We start from the raw sequence: 17544 nt of genomic DNA on the forward strand, positions 1-17544 counted from the left end.
ATATATCATCTTCACTGCATATTTTAGCAAGTCTCAATGTATAACACTGAAGATTTGAGATTGCTCTCTATTCAATTAAGGAGTTCCCTATGCATTCCGTTACGAACGCTATTCCTACAGGTACTATTGCATCGATTCCAGCAAAGGCCCACGCTCACCGCGCTCTTATTTGTGCTGCCTTAGCTACGTCGCCATCCACTATTATATTGAGCCGTACATCAAAAGATATTGATGCTACTATGGATTCTCTCCGCTGTCTTGGTGCTACTATAAACTATGAAAACAAAATTGTTACGGTTACACCAGGCCCTGCTCCCCAAAAAGGCTCTGTTGTACCTCATGAATCTGGTACAACCTTACGTTTACTATTACCAGTGTCAGCTTCTCTATGTGACACCGTAGAAGTAGATGCAAAAGGGCGTTTACCAGAACGACCATTAGAACCGATGTTAGGAGAAATGAAGTCTCACGGTGTTACATTTTCTCAAGACAAACCACCATTTACCATAACAGGAAAATTACAAGGTGGTAATTTTGCAATGGTAGGCGATGTAAGTAGTCAATTTTTCTCTGGTCTCCTCCTTGCAGCGCCACAACTCGATACAAATACGACTATTACTTGTACTACGCCATTACAATCTAGCGATTATGTAACATTAACAACAGAAACAATGAAGGATTTCGGTGTCACTGTAGATCACAATGTACCTAGTCCTACAGAAAACGAAACATTTACAGTTCCCGCTAATGCAACTTTTACAGGCAAAAAAGAGTACCAAATCGAAGGTGATTGGTCTAATACTGCCATCTGGATGGTAGCAGCAGCTATGAGTGGTCAGCCTATAACGATTACAGGAATGAATGAGAATTCCGTTCAAGCAGATCGCCGCATCATGCAGGTTATTATTGATTCTGGTTGCCATATCACATGGGCTAATATGAATATTACCGTATCTGGACGTGCAACAAAACCGATTCATGTAGATCTTGAGCAAATGCCTGATATGCTACCTGTTATGGCGGCTCTCGCTTGCTCTGTAAATGGTGAAAGCTCTTTTATAAACGGTGCCCGCCTTCGTTTAAAAGAATCAGATCGCCTCATAGCAGTAGCCAATTTAGTACGCGATTTGGGTGGTACGGTGCGCGAAGAGGGTGATAATCTATTTATCATCGGAAACGGTACCCTTACAGGTGGCCACGGCGACTGCGTCAACGATCATCGTTTAGTTATGGCAGGTACCTTGATGGCATTGATTAGTGAACAACCAGTCACATTAAAAGACAGCGAAGCTATTACTAAGTCCTATCCAGATTTTTTTGAAGATTGGAATCAATTAGGTGGTAACGCTACAGAAATCTAAGCCTGCCTATCATCATGATAATAAGGCTATGTATTTAGTATAATAGTACTATTAATAAACACTCTCCCATTTAAAGAAATACATCTATAAGGAGTTACACCATATGGCATCTAATTTCGGTAAAACTATACAAGTATCGACCTTTGGCGCGTCTCATGGATATGCCATTGGTGGCGTTGTAGAAGGTCTACCTTGTGGTCACACCATCGATATCGACGAATTACAACAATTTTTAAAACGCCGTGCACCAGGTCAAAATCAATTACAAACACAACGCAAAGAAGCAGATGTGCCTGAATTTTTATCGGGCATTGTAGACGGCATGCTCAGCGGTTCTCCATTGGCATTTATGATTCGCAACACATCACAACATTCTAGTGATTACAATAATTTACGAGATATTCCTCGTCCTTCTCATGCGGATTTTACAGCCCGCATGCGCTACGGTGACAAAGTCGATATGCGCGGTGGCGGTCATTTCTCGGCACGCCTTACTGCTCCACTTTGCGTAGCTGGCGGTATTGCTATCCAATTATTGCGTGAGAAGGGCATTGAAATCCACGGTCATTTAAAACAAGTAGGTTCCATTCAAGACAGTCCTATCGATATGGTACATCCAGATATGAATGCCTTAGCAAGCATAGCAACAGAGCCTATAGCTATGCTCGATCATAGCAAACGCTCAGAAGTAGAAGAGTTAGTACTGCAGCTCAAAAAAGATGGTGATTCCACAGGCGGCATTGTAGAGGTAATCGCTACAGGCATCCCTGTAGGCCTTGGAAATCCAAATTTCGATGGCATTGAAAACCGTTTAGCCCGCACTATTTTTGGTGTGCCAGCCATCAAAGGCGTGTCCTTTGGGGGTGGTTTCGACATGTGTAGCGCCCTTGGTTCTGACGTAAATGATGCTTTCACCATAAAAGACGGCCATATTACGACTACCACTAATCATAGCGGCGGCATCCAAGGTGGCATCACCAATGGTTTACCGCTAATCATGCAAGTAGGTATTAAACCGACGCCATCGATTTATAAAGAACAGCATTCCGTGTCCTTATCGCAACAAGAGGATACATTGCTCGTTATCAAAGGGCGCCACGATCCATGTGTAGCACTCCGTGCCGTACCGGTTATCGAAGCCATAACCGCCCTCGTTATTCTTGATTTCCTAGGAGATATTGACCATGAACTTAGATGAAGTACGCCTTAAAATTAATTCCATAAACGACCAAATGTTGGCGCTATTTAAAGAGCGCATGGCCCTCTCCAAAGACGTGGCAGCGGCAAAAAAAGAAATGAACAAAGCCGTTTACGATCCTAAACGGGAACGAGATATTCTGGACAAAGTAACTCTCGCAGCAGGTCCAGATATGGATTTATACGCCCGTCGCTTTTTTGAAGCATTGTTCAGCTTGAGTCGCACGTACCAAGCGGAACAATTATTCCAAAATACGGAATTTACACAAAAAATGAAAAAAGCCGTTGCAGAATCTCCACAACTACCACCTCAACGCGGCAGTGTTGCTTGTGCTGGCGTATTCGGTAGCAATGCACAAATGGCATGCGACCGCCTATTGCCACTTAGCCAAATCCACTATGTTACAGGATTCCGTGCTGTATTTGATGCAGTAGAATCTGGGGAATGTGAGTTCGGTGTATTGCCTATTGAAAATAGTTCCAATGGTTCGGTCAAAGAAGTATACGATTTATTAGAAGAAAAAAAATGTTATATCGTACGCAGTACACGATTATGGGTTTCCCATGATTTACTAGTCAAAAAAGGGGCAAAATTAGAAGATATTCACACCATTATTTCCCACCCACAAGCTCTTGGTCAATGTAGCCATTACCTTGAATCATTGAAAGACGTCACATTACGTTCCTTCGACAATACAGCACGAGCAGCACAAATGGTAGCAGCCAGCGATGATCCAGGCGTAGCTGCTATTGCAGCACCACAATGTGCAGAACTATATAATTTAACACCTATTGTTCGCAATATTCAAAATAGCGACAATAACTATACCCGATTTATTTGCATTAGCAAAAACTTTCACGTTTACCCAGGAGCCAATAAAATTTCTGTAGTCACTACTGCTACCCATGCACCAGGTGGTCTTGGTACACTGCTTACTAAGTTCGCTAATATTGGAGTAAACCTTACGAAATTAGAGTCAAGGCCAATTGTAGGCCACAATTTCGAGTTCCTCTTCTACCTTGATTTAGAAGCATCCTTAGCAGATCCTAAGGTATTATCTGTCTTAGCAGAATTACACACGTCACAAGATAAATTCCGATTGTTAGGGAACTATCCAGAAAATTAATCGCCTACTAGTTGCGATGAATCCCATCTTTATAATAAATATACAGGTATATATGCGCTCCTATAGAGGATATCTCTATAGAAGCTAACACAGGAAATTAGGAGGTCCTATGAAATTTGGTTTACTAGGCAGAAAACTAGGTCATAGTTACTCACCGCGCATTCATAGCGCCTTGGGAAATACGAATTACGATTTATTTGAAAAAGAACCGAGCGAATTAGCTAACTACTTTAACGATTCTGATTTACAAGGTACTAATATCACCATTCCTTACAAAATCCACGCCATGGATTATTGTGAAGTGATAGATGACCGTGCCCGACGAATTGGCTGCGTTAACACTATGGTGCGCAAAGATGACAAATGGCATGGTTACAATACAGATTACGACGGATTCCTATTCACTTTGGAACATGCAGGTATTTCTGTAAAAGGAAAACAATGCATCATTTTAGGCGACGGGGCTTCATCTCAAACAGTTCATATCGCCCTTGAGGATTTAGAGGCAAGCGAGATCATCCACCTCTCTCGCCATAATCCACCATTCTATAACGATGTGGAACAGTATTATAATACGGCGCAGGTTATCATCAACTGTACACCAGTAGGCATGTATCCCCATGGTCCAGCAAATCTCATCAATGTAACACAGTTTACAAATCTCCAAGGCGTAGTGGACCTCATTTACAATCCACGTCGATCCGTGCTCTTATTACAGGCTGAAATGATGGATATACCTCACATGGACGGTCTCCCTTTCCTCGTTGCCCAAGGTGTTGTGGCTGCTAACCATTTCCAGAGTGAAAGTTTTGGCACTGCTGAAATCGAATCTATATTGCGAGATATTCGCGAAGAAAAGGAAAATATTATTCTTATCGGCATGCCAGGTGTTGGTAAAACAACGGTGGGCGAAGCCTTAGGTAAAAAATTAAACCGTCCATGGATTGACATTGATAAAGAACTAGAAAAAGAAATTGGCAATGTATCTGACTATATATCGGAGCACGGCGAAGCAACTTTTCGGGAAAAAGAAACGGAAATGCTCGCCAAAGTAGGAAAAGAAACAGGCCAAGTTATCTCTACGGGCGGTGGTTGTGTAACAGTACCGAAAAACTTTGTTCACCTTCGCCAAAACGGCCGTATTTACCAGCTCAAAACGTCCATTGAAAACCTCGATACCAAAGGACGCGTTCTCTCCAATGGGGGGCTTGATAGACTACGCGAACTAGAGGCTATCCGCACTCCAATGTATGAATCCTTTGCACAAACTATCTTGAACTATGAACGAAATTTACCTCAAACAATGGAGGAAATTATTACAGATTTTAAATCTAATATTCTGTGAAATTGAATATAAAAAAGTCGGCTCTTGCCGACTTTTTGGGCTCTATAATACATGTTTGGTTATTGCCTCTCATGTATTATAGAGCCCCTTTTTAATGCACTCGTTCCCGATTATGTTGTTTTTCATCAAAGACACCATCCATATCGACAGCATCTAAAATTGTTTTAAGAGTATGTACTTCGATTTGTCCTGGTGCCGATGCTTTGCCAGCAGCACCAAAGGTCATAGCATTGCCAAATACAGCGCCAGCTGCACGTGTAATAGCACCTAATGGCCCCATAGCCATAGTAATAATTGGATCCGCAGGATATAAGGATCTCACCTCTGCCGTGGCTTCTAATAATGTTAGTACATCACCACTAGTGTGTGGCATAACAGCAATTTTAGGCACATCTGCTTTGAATTCTTTCATTTGTAGCAATCGATTCACGATAACTCCCCGTTCAGGTGTACCATTAAAATCATGATTGCTCATCACAACAGTAACATTGTGCATTTTCGCAAATTCAATGGTTTTCACCATGCGTTCTTGATTGAAGAATAGCTCAATATCTATAGCATCTACAAGTCCAGTCGGAATCAATCGTTCTAACATGGTGAAATATGCATCGCTAGTGATTGATTTCTCCCCACCTTCGTTTTTTGTACGCCAAGTGAATAATAAACCGCGGCCTCTTAACTGTGGCTTAATGAGCATCAATAGTTCAAAAATAGCATCTATAGAATGAGCCCTTTCAAAATAATCAATGCGTAATTCCACTACATCACATTCCGAATGACAAGCCACTCGTGTTGCATCCAATATCTCTTTTTCAGTAGTGCCCACAATCGGCACGCAAATCTTCGTACCCTTTTCACCAAGTACGACTTGACCGATACGGATCATAATGACTCCTTTCTACCCTTTCTGAATAGATACATAAAATCGGCGTACATTCCAACCTAAATATAATAATAACGCACCAGCTAGGCCAAACACATAAGGATACCCCAACCAAGTAGACACCATGCTAGCAAACATAGGACCGACCATAGATCCAAATTGTTGCGCCGTAGTAGTCATACCAAACATACGCCCTCTAAAAGTAGGTTCCGTATTCATTGTCACCGCGGCACTCAACGATGGATTAATTCCAACGATAAAACAACCTACAAGAATTTGCAATACTCCAAACCACCATACACCAACAGGTAAACTTTGTAATAGCAAAACAACACCAGAACCTACCATACAATATGAAATGGTATTAAAATACCCTTGTTTCTCACCAATTCGTACCCAAATATTGGTAGTCAATGCACCAGCAAGTCCACCGATACTAAGAATCGTACCGGAAATAATGGCAGCCCCCTCCATAGTTCCTTGCATATGGCCTACATAAAGCGCCAGAATAGGTTGCAACATGAGGATAGCACATTGCATAAAAAAATAAATCCACAATAATCGAATGAGAACAGGATTATTACGAACTAGTTTAAAGTCATCCCATATAGATGTGTGCTCCTTATCATATTTCAACTCTTGTCGTTCTTCCTCACTAGGAACAACATGGTGATCATGCTGTGATACTGTTTGATGATTAGCATTAGCTGGTAAATCCTTAGTATATGCCTTGGTTCTATCTACACCTTCCACCGGTGCCATTTGCGGTTCTTTTACAAAAGCCCACACAGCGAGAGTAGCGACGAATACGGCAACGCCAGAAATAAGGAATACTGGACGCATGCCCACTAAACTTTCAACAGCACCTCCGAGAAAAGGTCCTATCACATTACCTAGAATAAGACCTACCTGGAAAATACCAAGGGCGCGACCTACTCGTTTTTCATCTACGCTAAGAGATACCATAGTCATCGCCGCTGGATAGAATCCATTGGCAAACCCTTGAAATGCACGGCCCAACAATAATTGCCATTGGTCGGTAACAAAAGCGATAATAATATATGATACGGCGATGGCAAATCCTGCGCGAAGGGCCATCATTTTTTTACCCCTATTATCCGCAATTTTTCCCCATATAGGTGCCATAATACCCGCAATCAAGAAGGTAATACCGAATACGAGACCAGACCATAGGGCCACCTCATCATCTTGAACACCTAATTCTAATAAATAAATTGGTAAAAACGGTACAATCATTGTATAACAGATAGCAAGCACCGTCATGCTAATGGTGATAATCCACACATTACGCATGCCTCCACGAGCTATATCGTCTAATGGTTGATTCATAAAGTCTCCCTGTGCCTATGAGTATATACAAATTGTATATAGCAAATCTATAAAATATAAGTCGCATACTGCTATGCGACTTATATTTCACTATCCTTCATGTGGAAATGTCTGTTCCATCACATCTTGCAAAGATACCCGCTCCATGACGTGACGAAACTCGTCTTGTAAATGTTTCCATAACGGCGCCGTCAAACAATCGTTAAACATAGGACATGGTTCTACATCGTCTTCTAAACAAGATACAAGAGCAATAGAATCCTCTGCTGCGTATAAAATTTCATATACATTGTATTCTGCAGGGCTCTTTACCAATCGATACCCGCCGTATTTACCACGCCCAGATTGTACAAGACCAGCCGACGACAAACGGGATACGATGCCTTCTAAATATTTATCTGAAAATCCTTGACGTGCTGCAATTTCACGGATAGGTACATTCTTATCACCGCCGTGCTCTGCAATATCCGCCAGGATGCGCAAGGCATAACGCCCTTTCGTAGAAATTTTCATATGTTAAACCCCTATTATATATCTCATATATAGTACTAGTATAACACAAATTCCTACAAAAAATACTGGAAAATATGGTACTATATACTATACAAAGACTATTTTCGTTCTTTTTTAATTTCATAAGGAGGATTATCTAATGTTAGATAAACTATTTACGCTCCGAGAACGTAATACGACGGTAAAAACAGAAATATTAGCCGGTATTACAACATTTATCACGATGGCGTATATTTTATTCTTAGCACCTAATATCCTAAGTCTCGCAGGCATGGATAAAGATGCTGTTCTCATTGCTACCGCTTTAGGTGGTGGTCTTGTAACAATTGCAATGGGGCTCTTTGTTAACTATCCCATTGCATTAGCTCCTGGTGTAGGTCTCTTAGCCTTCTATTCCTTTACTGTCGTTATGGGCATGGGCATTTCATGGCAAACGGCGCTCGGTGCGGTATTTATTTCTGGTCTTGTGTTCCTCGTACTCACCTTAACATCTATCCGTCAAATGATTGTAGAAGGCATACCAGCATCTATGAAAGTAGCTATAACTGTAGGTATTGGTTTATTCATTGCCATCATTGGTCTTAAATTATCTGGTCTTATGGCTATTTCCATTAGCTTGTCCCCTAACTCTTTAGGGCAAGTAGTACAAACCCATGGCAACATGGTGCCACCAGCATCTGAAACATTGTTGACTCTCGGCAACTTACAAGACGGTAATACATTACTCGCCTTATTCAGCCTGATGTTTACGTCACTCTTAATGGCTCGTAACGTTCAAGGCTCTCTATTAATTGGCGTTCTCGTAACAACTATCATATCCTATGCTACAGGATTATCTACATTACCAGAACATTTCCAAATCTTTGCTATTCCTGATTTTTCTAAAGCAGCATTCTTTGAACTAGACATTCCTGGTGCTTTGCATATGGGGCTCATTACAATCATTTTCTCCTTTACTTTCGTAGAATTATTTGACTCGATGGGCACACTTATTGGGACTGCTACAAAAGCCAAAATAGCTGATCCAAAAACTGGTTCTTTCCCAGGACTTGGCAAAGCAATGACAGTAGATGCTATTGGCGTGAGTGCTGGGGCCCTTCTTGGTACATCTACGATTACTGCTTTCGTTGAAAGCGCCTCCGGTGTCGGCGCTGGTGGCCGTACAGGATTAACGGCGGTAACAACAGGTGTATTATTCCTCATCTGCCTATTTGTATCTCCATTAGTATTATTAGTACCTAATGCAGCTACATCTCCTATCCTTATCTTAGTAGGTGCATTGATGCTAGGTGCTATCAAAGACATCGACTTCGATGACTGGACAGAAGGTTTCCCTGCATTCCTCGTTATCGCATTGATGCCATTCACTTATAGCATTGCTAATGGTATCTCTGCTGGACTTGTAGCATATCCGCTACTCAAAATCGTAGCAGGTCGTGCAAAAGAAATTAATTGGATTATGTATGTATTAGCTATTCTTGTGCTTATACGCTACATTTTCTTCTAACATAACACAATGCAAACTCAAAAGGACGTCCCACAATAGGGGCGTCCTTTTAATGTAGCTATAACTCTTACTATTAGAACTACTAATAATCATATTTTCATACTCTATATCGCACTTATTTGTCTACTCCAAAAATACATTTGACATTTACCAATAGATACTATAGAATATAACATATTATTAGCCTAGTACAGTATTGAAAGCTATGGTTTACCCATAGCTTTTTGTTTTTATCTTTCTATACACAACTAACATATGTTGTGTATAGAAAGATAAAAACACAGCCTCCTGTGTGATACCACGTCACTGAATGGAGCCGTACCGAACGGCAGTATAGTTGTAGAAAAGAGGTCTTACTATGTCTGACAATCATCAGTTAAAACGGGGCCTCAAGAATCGACATGTTCAATTGCTCGCTATCGGTGGCGCCATTGGGACTGGTTTATTCTTGGGCTCTGGTCGTGCTATTCACTTAGCAGGGCCATCCATTCTCTTCGCCTATTTAATTACAGGTATTATTTGCTTCTTTATTATGAGAGCATTAGGAGAATTATTATTATCTAACTTGAACCATCACTCCTTTATAGATTTCGTAGAAGAATACCTCGGCGATCGAGCAGCGTTTATCACCGGTTGGACATACTGGTTCTGTTGGCTGTCACTAGCTATGGCTGATTTAACGGCAGTTGGCCTATATATGCAATATTGGATACCATGGCTCCCCCAATGGATACCGGCCTTACTAGTCCTCGTCGCCTTACTGCTTATGAATTTAACAGCGGTTAAACATTTCGGCGAAATGGAATTCTGGTTCGCCATGATTAAGGTTGTTGCTATTGTATCCCTCATCGTTATCGGCATCATTATGATTCTTTCTGGTTTTACAACTGATGCGGGGGCGGCAGCATTTACGAATCTATGGAATTATGGCGGCTGGTTCCCGAACGGAACGATGGGCTTTATACTATCATTCCAAATGGTCGTATTTGCTTTCACAGGAATCGAGCTAGTAGGTCTCACAGCAGGTGAAACAGAAAACCCAGAAAAAGTAATCCCAATGGCTATCAACAATATTCCATTGCGCATTATTTTATTCTATATCGGTTCCCTCGCTATTATCATGAGCATTTACCCATGGACAGCCGTTAATCCTGCAGCAAGCCCATTTGTAGCGGTATTCACCGCCGTTGGCATTACAGCCGCAGCAGGTATTGTTAATTTCGTTGTTCTCACCTCTGCCGCATCGGCAACGAATTCCGGTATTTTCAGTACAGGCCGTATGATTTACGCCTTGGCAAAACGCGGTCATGCACCGCAATCTATGCGCCGTTTAACACATAGCAGTGTACCATACCAAGCAACGATTTTCTCCGCTGCCGTATTGCTCATTACTGTCGTTCTAAACTACGTAATGCCAGAAGCAGTATTCGTAATGATTACATCTATATCTACATTCTGCTTTATTTTTATTTGGGCTATGATGGTTATTTGCCATATGAAATACCGTAAACATAATCCGGAACTAGCAGCACAATCAAAATTCAAAATGCCGCTTTATCCGGTGATGAATTATCTTATCTTGGCGTTCTTCGTATTCATCCTCGTTATCCTTGCATTAAACGAAGATACACGTATCGCCCTATTGTTCACACCAATTTGGTTCATTATTCTATGGGCCTTCTACTCCATGCTTAACACCGATGATACTGACGCCTTAGGAGAAGAACTCATCGATATGGCAGGTGTGAAAGAACACTATAATAAAACTAAAAAAGAAGCCCACGATGATTATGTAATTTAATCACTTAGGTATACTGAAAGCCGCCCCGTGTTGGGGCGGCTTTTTTATATACTTATTTTAAATTAAGAGGAAACATATTCTTATTGAGATGCTTCCCATCCGTATAGGAGTAAGAGCGATTAACTCTAGTTGCTAAAATCCGTATCCACGATGGCAAACTGTGCATAGTCTGGATATCGTATTTTCATTTCTGCTTTAATTTTCTCTAATGTGCCGTATGGGTCTTCTTCATCAAAGTCAAAAATAATATCATAGTAAATTATTTTTTTATCTAATCGAACGTAGAAAGCATGAATTTGAACTACATGAGTATATAAACTAATAACTTGATCTAAGGCTTGACGAATAGCAGATACTTCTAAATTAGGGTCATTCTCTGCATATACACCAACAGTCATAGCAATGCCGAATTTTTTATACATATGCACGGCAATACCTTTTGTAAGCGGATGGATTTCACCTATTGTCAAGTTTTCTGGCAAAGAAATATGAACAGCACCAATAGTTTCGCCAGATCCATAGCTATTTAATACTAAATCGTAAACGCCACCCACTTGTGGATGTTGAGCAATGGTTTCCTTGATTTCACGAACAAGATTATCGTCAGCACGAATCCCTATGAGATGATTGTACATTTCACGAAGAATATCAAAGGCAGCTTTCAAAATAAATAGAGCAATAATAGCCCCTACATAACCTTGGATATCGAAATCAAAAAAATACACAAGCCCTGCAGAAATCAACGTAGCAAAAGTAATAACTGCATCAAATAATGCGTCTATACCAGATGCAACGAGGGCGTCGGACTTATATTTTTCACCTTGTGCTTTTACATAGCACCCCATCACAACTTTCACAACAATGGCCACAGTAATGATGATAAGCCCCGGAATATCAAACACAGATGGCTCAGGATGAATAATTTTCTCCACTGATTCCTTCAAGGACATAATGCCGGCACCAAGTATGATAAAAGCAATAGCCATAGTTGTCATATATTCAATGCGACCATGCCCAAAAGGATGCTCCTTATCAGCACTTTTAGACGCTAGTTTTGTACCTATAATAGTCAAAACAGAAGATAACACATCGGTTAAATTATTCACTGCATCAAGAATAATTGCAATAGAATTAGATGCCAATCCTACAAACATTTTAAAAGCTACTAGCAGCACATTACCAATAATTCCTTTAATACTGGTCATAGTAATACCGCGATTACGCTCTGCACTATGCTCTTCTAAAATCATATAACACCTCTTATATAGTTTTACACCAATATAAATCTATTTTATATTATAGCTTATCAATTATCATTTGTCATTGTTAAATGATAATGAATTGAATACATAAACTATAGACGGAGCTAAATATGCTAATCTTACTTAATACTTGCAAATGGTGCATACATCTATTAAACCCGCACCTCTATACGTTGACCTGTACGTATATGATTAAAAATAACCCGCACAGCCCGTAATTTAAATGGTTTCCCTGTAGGTTGCGCACCATATAAGGTATCCCCTACGAGAGGATGTCCACAGTGACTGAAAGCAACGCGAATCTGATGGGTCTTACCAGTCCATAATCGAATATCCACTGCCGTCGTTCCACTATTTACCGGTATATTCCTGTGGTTATCTTCGCAGTTATACACAGAATTATCCCCAGCAGCCGATATATTGCCCACATTAGGCTCTATATTACCCACAGAGTTATCCACATTATCCACAATTACACCATAGTTACTCACAGATTTATCCACAACTCCTGGTAAATGTCTGCTTATATCTACAGATGCGGTATCCAGCATCTCATTTTTAATAATTGCATGAGAATCATGATTAGGCACTACCACCTTATAATCTGTGCGGGTCATAACGCCATTACTATGTACCTCATAATGAATACCATCAGCAGATTTACGCATAGGAAACTCTAGGGACCCTTGCGGCTCTACTAACACACCTTCCACCGTAGCTCTATACCATTTTTCAAAGATATCATTATCCATTTGTTGCTGGTATAAACTTTGGGCTAAACCGCTTTTAGCAATGACGATACAGCCTGTCGTATCTCTATCTAGGCGATTTAAAAAACGAATTTTTCTTTTAATACCACGGTCTTTAAAATACTGTGCCACACCATTTGCCAAGGATATTTGATTCTGCGAGTTCACCGTTAAACCTGCTGGTTTATCCACAATGAGTAAGTCCTCATCTTCATAAAGAACCACCAAATCCATAGGCGCTGGAGAATAGTCGATTTTTTCCTTCGCCATTGCAATCCACACCTCATCACCGACGGTTACGACCGTATGAGGGTTCGCCTTATGATCATTAACATAAATAAGTTTTTCTTCAAAAAGCTTTGCCATCGCTTTCCGTGGATACATAGTATCTAATAAAGAACCTAATGTAACCATCGTAGCATCTGAAGCCCCAACATTTACAGATTTGACCTGCTTGATATGTTCATCCGTAATAGTCCACAGTATATCATCAGGTCGATATGTTTTACGCGCCATTAACGTCTCCTTTCTACTAATCGAGTAGCTCTTTGTATATAAGAAAGGTTAGTATTCAATTCTTAACTCCAAAAACTAATATGTAATACTTAGCTACGCCATTCTACTAATTGAGAATCCTTTGGCAAATAATTGAGGAATGCGCTTGGCTCGCTTTGTTTTCCCCGCTGTGCCTCTTGTGTATAGGTAATAACTAATTCTTGTTTTGCCCTTGTAACAGCCACATAAAACAGTCGTTTTTCTTCGTCTTCATTACCTTCTTTTAACGCCATAAGGCTTGGGAATACACCTTGGTTCATGCCTGACAGGAATACATAGTCAAACTCGCTTCCCTTCGATTGGTGTACCGTAATAATAGGGATTCGGTCTTGTCCCTGTCGTTGCGGTTCCCCTGCAGTAAGAGCAGCTAATTGTAAAATATGATTTAGCCGAGCCAATCCTGTACTTCCTTCGTACTCCTTATCTAAGGACTCCATAATGCGATACAATTGCCTAATATATTCAACCTTTGCCATTTCTCCATGAGATTTATAATATTCCAGTACACCCATTTGATTCATAATGTAGGCCAATAGCTGCGTAGGTTTTTCCGTATGCATCTTGCGACGCAATGTGGCCATTTGAGACGCAATGCTGGTGAAAGCAGATTTATACTGGTTAATAGCCACCATACGAGCAGTCGTAGTTGGCACAATATTTTCTCGCACTGCATACAACAACAGCTGACCAGTAGCGATAATATCATCCATTGCATTGTGAGTTGGCGTATGATTAATAGGGAAATAAGAAGATAAGAATCCTAACTTATGATTTTCTAAATGAGGATAGAAACGCCGAAAAATATCTAGCGTGTCATAAACAGCTTTAAACTGTGGTTCGCCTAAATTATGACGAGCTAATTCATGGCTCAAAATGCTAATATCATAATTTACATTATGACCTACAATGACGCGATTCTTAGAAAATTTCTTAAAATCTTCTAATACCGCCACAGGAGATTCCCCATGTTTTTGCAAATAATCATCACTAAATCCATGTACAGCCTGTGAATCGCCCACAGATATACTCGGATTAATAAATCGTTCAAAGGTTTCTAAAGCATTCCCCTGTTTATCCATACGAATGGCGGCGATTTGAATAATCCGATCCTGCATCGTATCTGTACCAGTACTCTCTACATCATATACGACAACTTCATCATGTTCTAAGCCTGTGACGAGTTTAGCATACGGCTCCGACTCAAATATAGGCATATCCATAAAATCCGTCAATTTCAAGCCTACTTGACGATTGTTAGAACTTTCAATATCGCGAATACGAGCCTCACCAATACCTGCTACATAGCGTTTGATAATCCGTTTCGCACTGACCGCATCATTAGGATTCATCAAAAGCTTGAAATAGGCCATAATGTCTTTAATCTCTTGGCGTCGGAAAAATTTGTATTCATCAATAATCATAAATTCACGGCGCTCAGACTCTGGCTTATCTCCATTAAAGCGATTAAATTGCTCACTTAAGCGCTGCGCTTTCCGATTATCTCGAACGAGGACACCAATGGATCTATCCTTTGGTAATGCACAAATGGCATCATATATATATTTTGCCTCATTGTACTCCGTGCGGCACGCTTTCACAAGGACTGGTTCACCATCACTAGCGGAGTGAGAGCGAGGCATTTCATCGTACACAGAACCGACTAACTCAGGGAACATAGTTGTTAATGTGTCAAAAGCCATCGTAAATAAAGTACGATTGGAACGATAGTTTTCGTAAAAAATAATTTTTAAGGGGTCGAAATCACGAGTAAAATCAGCAAGCAATCGAAATGGATCAGAACCACGCCATTCGTAAATGGTTTGAAAGTAATCACCGCATAAGAGCACATGATTGCCTGCCCAGAGCATTTCCATAACCTTGTATTCTAAGATTCCTGTATCCTGCATTTCGTCTACCGCGATATATTGATATCGACTGCGCCAGCGCTCGCGCACATCAGGTTCTTGGAATAAACGATGGACTCCGCAAATCAAATCCGTAAAATCTACACCATGCACATGCTGAAGGTTTTCATCATAAGCAGTCATCCATTCATGACCATGGACCCAAAAATCGGAGAGAGCATCACTATTCAGATTATTAAAATGATAGAACAACTTTTCTATATTACGTTCCCGATCACGGCGCAACCGTTGAATGGTATTTTCATAATCAACAAGGACATTACCAGAATAAAACCCATATATAGAACGGTGTTCCTTGACAGTGCTAATAAGGTTGGCAAAGTTCATATCCCTCATTTGAGCAGGTTTAAGCGACATATATAGTTCTTTACAATCCTCTTCATCAAATATAGTCACATCCGTATAGAGCGACTCATCACGTTTCCCCTCTTGTTGCAATATGTAAAAACAAAAGCTGTGGAACGTACTAATCTCCACAGCCTTGGCGGCGTTACCAACTAAAGTCTGAATGCGTGATTTCATCTCGTTCGCCGCCTTATTAGTAAAGGTCATACACAAGATATTCTGCGCTTCAGCACGGCCACTGTCGATGATATGGGCCACACGGTACGCCAATGTATTCGTTTTTCCCGTCCCTGCGGACGCCAACAAGAGAATATTCCGGTCCAATTCGTCAATGACGCGTTGTTGTTGACTGTTGATAACCATCGTATCCTCCCTCATAGATTAGAGCCAATAATACACAGCTGCTAAAATCATCGGAATCGGTCCAAAGAGAACTGTTAAGGCCCAAATGCCGAATCCAATATCCATAGGAATATTTAAAATATATACACATACCCAATAAGTAATAAAACCTGTTACTACGTTCATAGCCACTTTTTTAATGGTAAAAAATGCGACTTTGAAAGCAACGTAAGCAACGATAATCGACACGATGGTCGATACAATTGGTGAGGCTAATAAAAATTCCATACTATCCTTTCATTTCTTGACGGTTCACAACGGCACCACCTAATGTAAGTTCATCAGCATATTCAATATCGCCACCTACTGGTACGCCGCGGGCAATGCGAGTTACCTTAATGCCACTCGGTGCGAGAAGGCGTGCCAAATAAAGGGCTGTCGCTTCCCCTTCTACATCGGGGTCCGTAGCGATAATGACCTCTTGTACAACGCCATCGCGCAAGCGTGCGATGAGTTCCTTAATGCGAATATCCTCGGCGCCAATACCTTCCAACGGAGACAAAGCACCTTCTAATACATGATATAAACCTTTGTAATCACCACTTCGTTCAAGAGCAATAACATCGCGAGACGTTTCCACCACCATAATAGTTGTTTTATCACGGTTTGGATTAGAACAAAATTCACAAGGGTCTTGTGCTGATAGATTAAAACAGATAGAACAATGACGTGTAGCACCTTTAGCTTCCACAATAGTATCTACCAAACGATTTACCTCTTCTTGAGGCATTTCCACTAAATGATATGCCAAACGACGCGCCGATTTAGAGCCAATGCCTGGCAAACGACGCAATTGTTCCACTAATCGTTCAAGGGCGTTTGTCATTTAAAATAAACCTGGCAAGTTAAGACCACCTGTTACTTTGCTCATTTCTTGAGACAAGAGGTCATCTACTTTTTTACTTGCTTCGTTAACAGCAGCCATTATGAGATCTTCAAGCATTTCCACGTCTTCTGGGTCTACTGCAGATGGGTTAAGTTTCAAAGATTCCAATACCTTTTCCCCATTCATAACAACAGTCACAGCGCCACCCCCAACGGATGCTTCTACAGTGCGTTGTTTCAATTCTTCCTGCATTTTTTGCATATCAGCCTGCATTTTTTGAACCTTTTTCATCATGCCTGCCATATTACCCATACCTTTACCAAACATTGTATTTCCTCCTTTTCGAACTGTGAATGTTCGCTCTGAATTATTTTATATACTCTGTATACGATACAA

The 17544-nt window shown here is 40.7% G+C and carries 15 protein-coding genes; 6 read left to right on the forward strand and 9 right to left on the reverse strand.

What is annotated here, in order from left to right; all coding sequences use genetic code 11:
* Positions 1-89: 89 nt before the first annotated feature.
* The 4 genes from aroA (at position 90) to EO120_RS03055 (ending at position 5030) form a co-directional block, all read left to right on the forward strand.
* Entirely contained in the window at positions 90-1361 is a 1272-nt protein-coding gene (gene aroA / locus EO120_RS03040; protein ID WP_127134031.1) for a 3-phosphoshikimate 1-carboxyvinyltransferase, read from the forward strand.
* A 103-nt stretch (positions 1362-1464) separates the two neighbouring features.
* On the forward strand, positions 1465-2559 hold the full coding sequence (gene aroC, locus EO120_RS03045) for a chorismate synthase (protein ID WP_127134032.1): 1095 nt from the start codon (positions 1465-1467) through the stop codon (positions 2557-2559).
* Positions 2546-3685: a bifunctional chorismate mutase/prephenate dehydratase gene (locus EO120_RS03050; protein ID WP_127134033.1), complete on the forward strand. Its 1140-nt coding sequence runs from the start codon at positions 2546-2548 to the stop codon at positions 3683-3685. Before aroC ends, EO120_RS03050 begins: the two co-directional genes overlap by 14 nt.
* A gap of 109 nt (positions 3686-3794) precedes the next feature.
* On the forward strand, positions 3795-5030 hold the full coding sequence (locus tag EO120_RS03055; RefSeq protein WP_127134034.1) for a shikimate kinase: 1236 nt from the start codon (positions 3795-3797) through the stop codon (positions 5028-5030).
* Positions 5031-5121: 91 nt separating this feature from the next.
* Here EO120_RS03055 and aroD read toward each other — a convergent pair whose 3' ends face one another.
* The 3 genes from aroD to EO120_RS03070 form a co-directional block, all read right to left on the reverse strand.
* Positions 5122-5916 carry a type I 3-dehydroquinate dehydratase gene (gene aroD, locus EO120_RS03060; RefSeq protein WP_127134035.1) on the reverse strand — a complete coding sequence of 265 codons (795 nt, stop codon included), beginning with the start codon at positions 5914-5916 and terminating at the stop codon, positions 5122-5124.
* A 12-nt stretch (positions 5917-5928) separates the two neighbouring features.
* Complete coding sequence (locus tag EO120_RS03065; protein WP_164725717.1) at positions 5929-7263, reverse strand: MFS transporter; 1335 nt, start codon at positions 7261-7263, stop codon at positions 5929-5931.
* A 90-nt stretch (positions 7264-7353) separates the two neighbouring features.
* On the reverse strand, positions 7354-7776 hold the full coding sequence (locus EO120_RS03070) for an RrF2 family transcriptional regulator (RefSeq protein WP_127134036.1): 423 nt from the start codon (positions 7774-7776) through the stop codon (positions 7354-7356).
* A 139-nt stretch (positions 7777-7915) separates the two neighbouring features.
* Here EO120_RS03070 and EO120_RS03075 point away from each other — a divergent pair, with 139 nt between their 5' ends.
* Together EO120_RS03075 and EO120_RS03080 are read left to right on the forward strand one after the other, a co-directional pair.
* Positions 7916-9283, forward strand: coding sequence for an NCS2 family permease (locus EO120_RS03075; RefSeq protein WP_127134037.1), 1368 nt, complete (start codon positions 7916-7918; stop codon positions 9281-9283).
* Between the two features lie 358 nt (positions 9284-9641).
* Positions 9642-11084: an amino acid permease gene (locus tag EO120_RS03080; RefSeq protein ID WP_127134038.1), complete on the forward strand. Its 1443-nt coding sequence runs from the start codon at positions 9642-9644 to the stop codon at positions 11082-11084.
* Positions 11085-11209: 125 nt separating this feature from the next.
* Here the strand turns inward: EO120_RS03080 and EO120_RS03085 are convergent, their stop codons facing one another.
* From EO120_RS03085 to EO120_RS03110, 6 genes are all read right to left on the reverse strand, one after another.
* The gene (locus EO120_RS03085; protein WP_127134039.1) at positions 11210-12334 is read right to left on the reverse strand and encodes a cation diffusion facilitator family transporter; all 1125 of its coding nucleotides are present in this window, start codon (positions 12332-12334) and stop codon (positions 11210-11212) included.
* 164 nt (positions 12335-12498) lie between these two features.
* Positions 12499-13611, reverse strand: coding sequence for an RluA family pseudouridine synthase (locus tag EO120_RS03090; RefSeq protein WP_127134040.1), 1113 nt, complete (start codon positions 13609-13611; stop codon positions 12499-12501).
* Between the two features lie 89 nt (positions 13612-13700).
* Positions 13701-16283 carry a 3'-5' exonuclease gene (locus EO120_RS03095; protein WP_127134041.1) on the reverse strand — a complete coding sequence of 861 codons (2583 nt, stop codon included), beginning with the start codon at positions 16281-16283 and terminating at the stop codon, positions 13701-13703.
* A gap of 18 nt (positions 16284-16301) precedes the next feature.
* On the reverse strand, positions 16302-16550 hold the full coding sequence (locus EO120_RS03100) for a hypothetical protein (RefSeq protein WP_127134042.1): 249 nt from the start codon (positions 16548-16550) through the stop codon (positions 16302-16304).
* A gap of 1 nt (position 16551) precedes the next feature.
* Positions 16552-17148, reverse strand: a complete 597-nt coding sequence (gene recR / locus EO120_RS03105) for a recombination mediator RecR (protein ID WP_127134043.1) — start codon at positions 17146-17148, stop codon at positions 16552-16554.
* Entirely contained in the window at positions 17149-17475 is a 327-nt protein-coding gene (locus EO120_RS03110; RefSeq protein WP_127134044.1) for a YbaB/EbfC family nucleoid-associated protein, read from the reverse strand.
* Positions 17476-17544 lie beyond the last annotated feature (69 nt).

Origin of the sequence: Veillonella caviae, assembly GCF_003992125.1 — a bacterium.
Classification (GTDB): domain Bacteria; phylum Bacillota; class Negativicutes; order Veillonellales; family Veillonellaceae; genus Veillonella; species Veillonella caviae.

Coding starts and splice junctions, on each gene's coding strand:
- EO120_RS03070 (WP_127134036.1), bottom strand. CDS start 7,776: ATGAAAATTTCTACGAAAGGGCGTTATGCCTTGCGCATCCTGGCGGAT.
- EO120_RS03090 (WP_127134040.1), bottom strand. CDS start 13,611: ATGGCGCGTAAAACATATCGACCTGATGATATACTGTGGACTATTACG.
- EO120_RS03055 (WP_127134034.1), top strand. CDS start 3,795: ATGAAATTTGGTTTACTAGGCAGAAAACTAGGTCATAGTTACTCACCG.
- aroD (WP_127134035.1), bottom strand. CDS start 5,916: ATGATCCGTATCGGTCAAGTCGTACTTGGTGAAAAGGGTACGAAGATT.
- EO120_RS03080 (WP_127134038.1), top strand. CDS start 9,642: ATGTCTGACAATCATCAGTTAAAACGGGGCCTCAAGAATCGACATGTT.
- EO120_RS03065 (WP_164725717.1), bottom strand. CDS start 7,263: ATGAATCAACCATTAGACGATATAGCTCGTGGAGGCATGCGTAATGTG.
- EO120_RS03110 (WP_127134044.1), bottom strand. CDS start 17,475: ATGTTTGGTAAAGGTATGGGTAATATGGCAGGCATGATGAAAAAGGTT.
- recR (WP_127134043.1), bottom strand. CDS start 17,148: ATGACAAACGCCCTTGAACGATTAGTGGAACAATTGCGTCGTTTGCCA.
- aroA (WP_127134031.1), top strand. CDS start 90: ATGCATTCCGTTACGAACGCTATTCCTACAGGTACTATTGCATCGATT.
- aroC (WP_127134032.1), top strand. CDS start 1,465: ATGGCATCTAATTTCGGTAAAACTATACAAGTATCGACCTTTGGCGCG.
- EO120_RS03100 (WP_127134042.1), bottom strand. CDS start 16,550: ATGGAATTTTTATTAGCCTCACCAATTGTATCGACCATCGTGTCGATT.
- EO120_RS03095 (WP_127134041.1), bottom strand. CDS start 16,283: ATGGTTATCAACAGTCAACAACAACGCGTCATTGACGAATTGGACCGG.
- EO120_RS03075 (WP_127134037.1), top strand. CDS start 7,916: ATGTTAGATAAACTATTTACGCTCCGAGAACGTAATACGACGGTAAAA.
- EO120_RS03085 (WP_127134039.1), bottom strand. CDS start 12,334: ATGATTTTAGAAGAGCATAGTGCAGAGCGTAATCGCGGTATTACTATG.
- EO120_RS03050 (WP_127134033.1), top strand. CDS start 2,546: ATGAACTTAGATGAAGTACGCCTTAAAATTAATTCCATAAACGACCAA.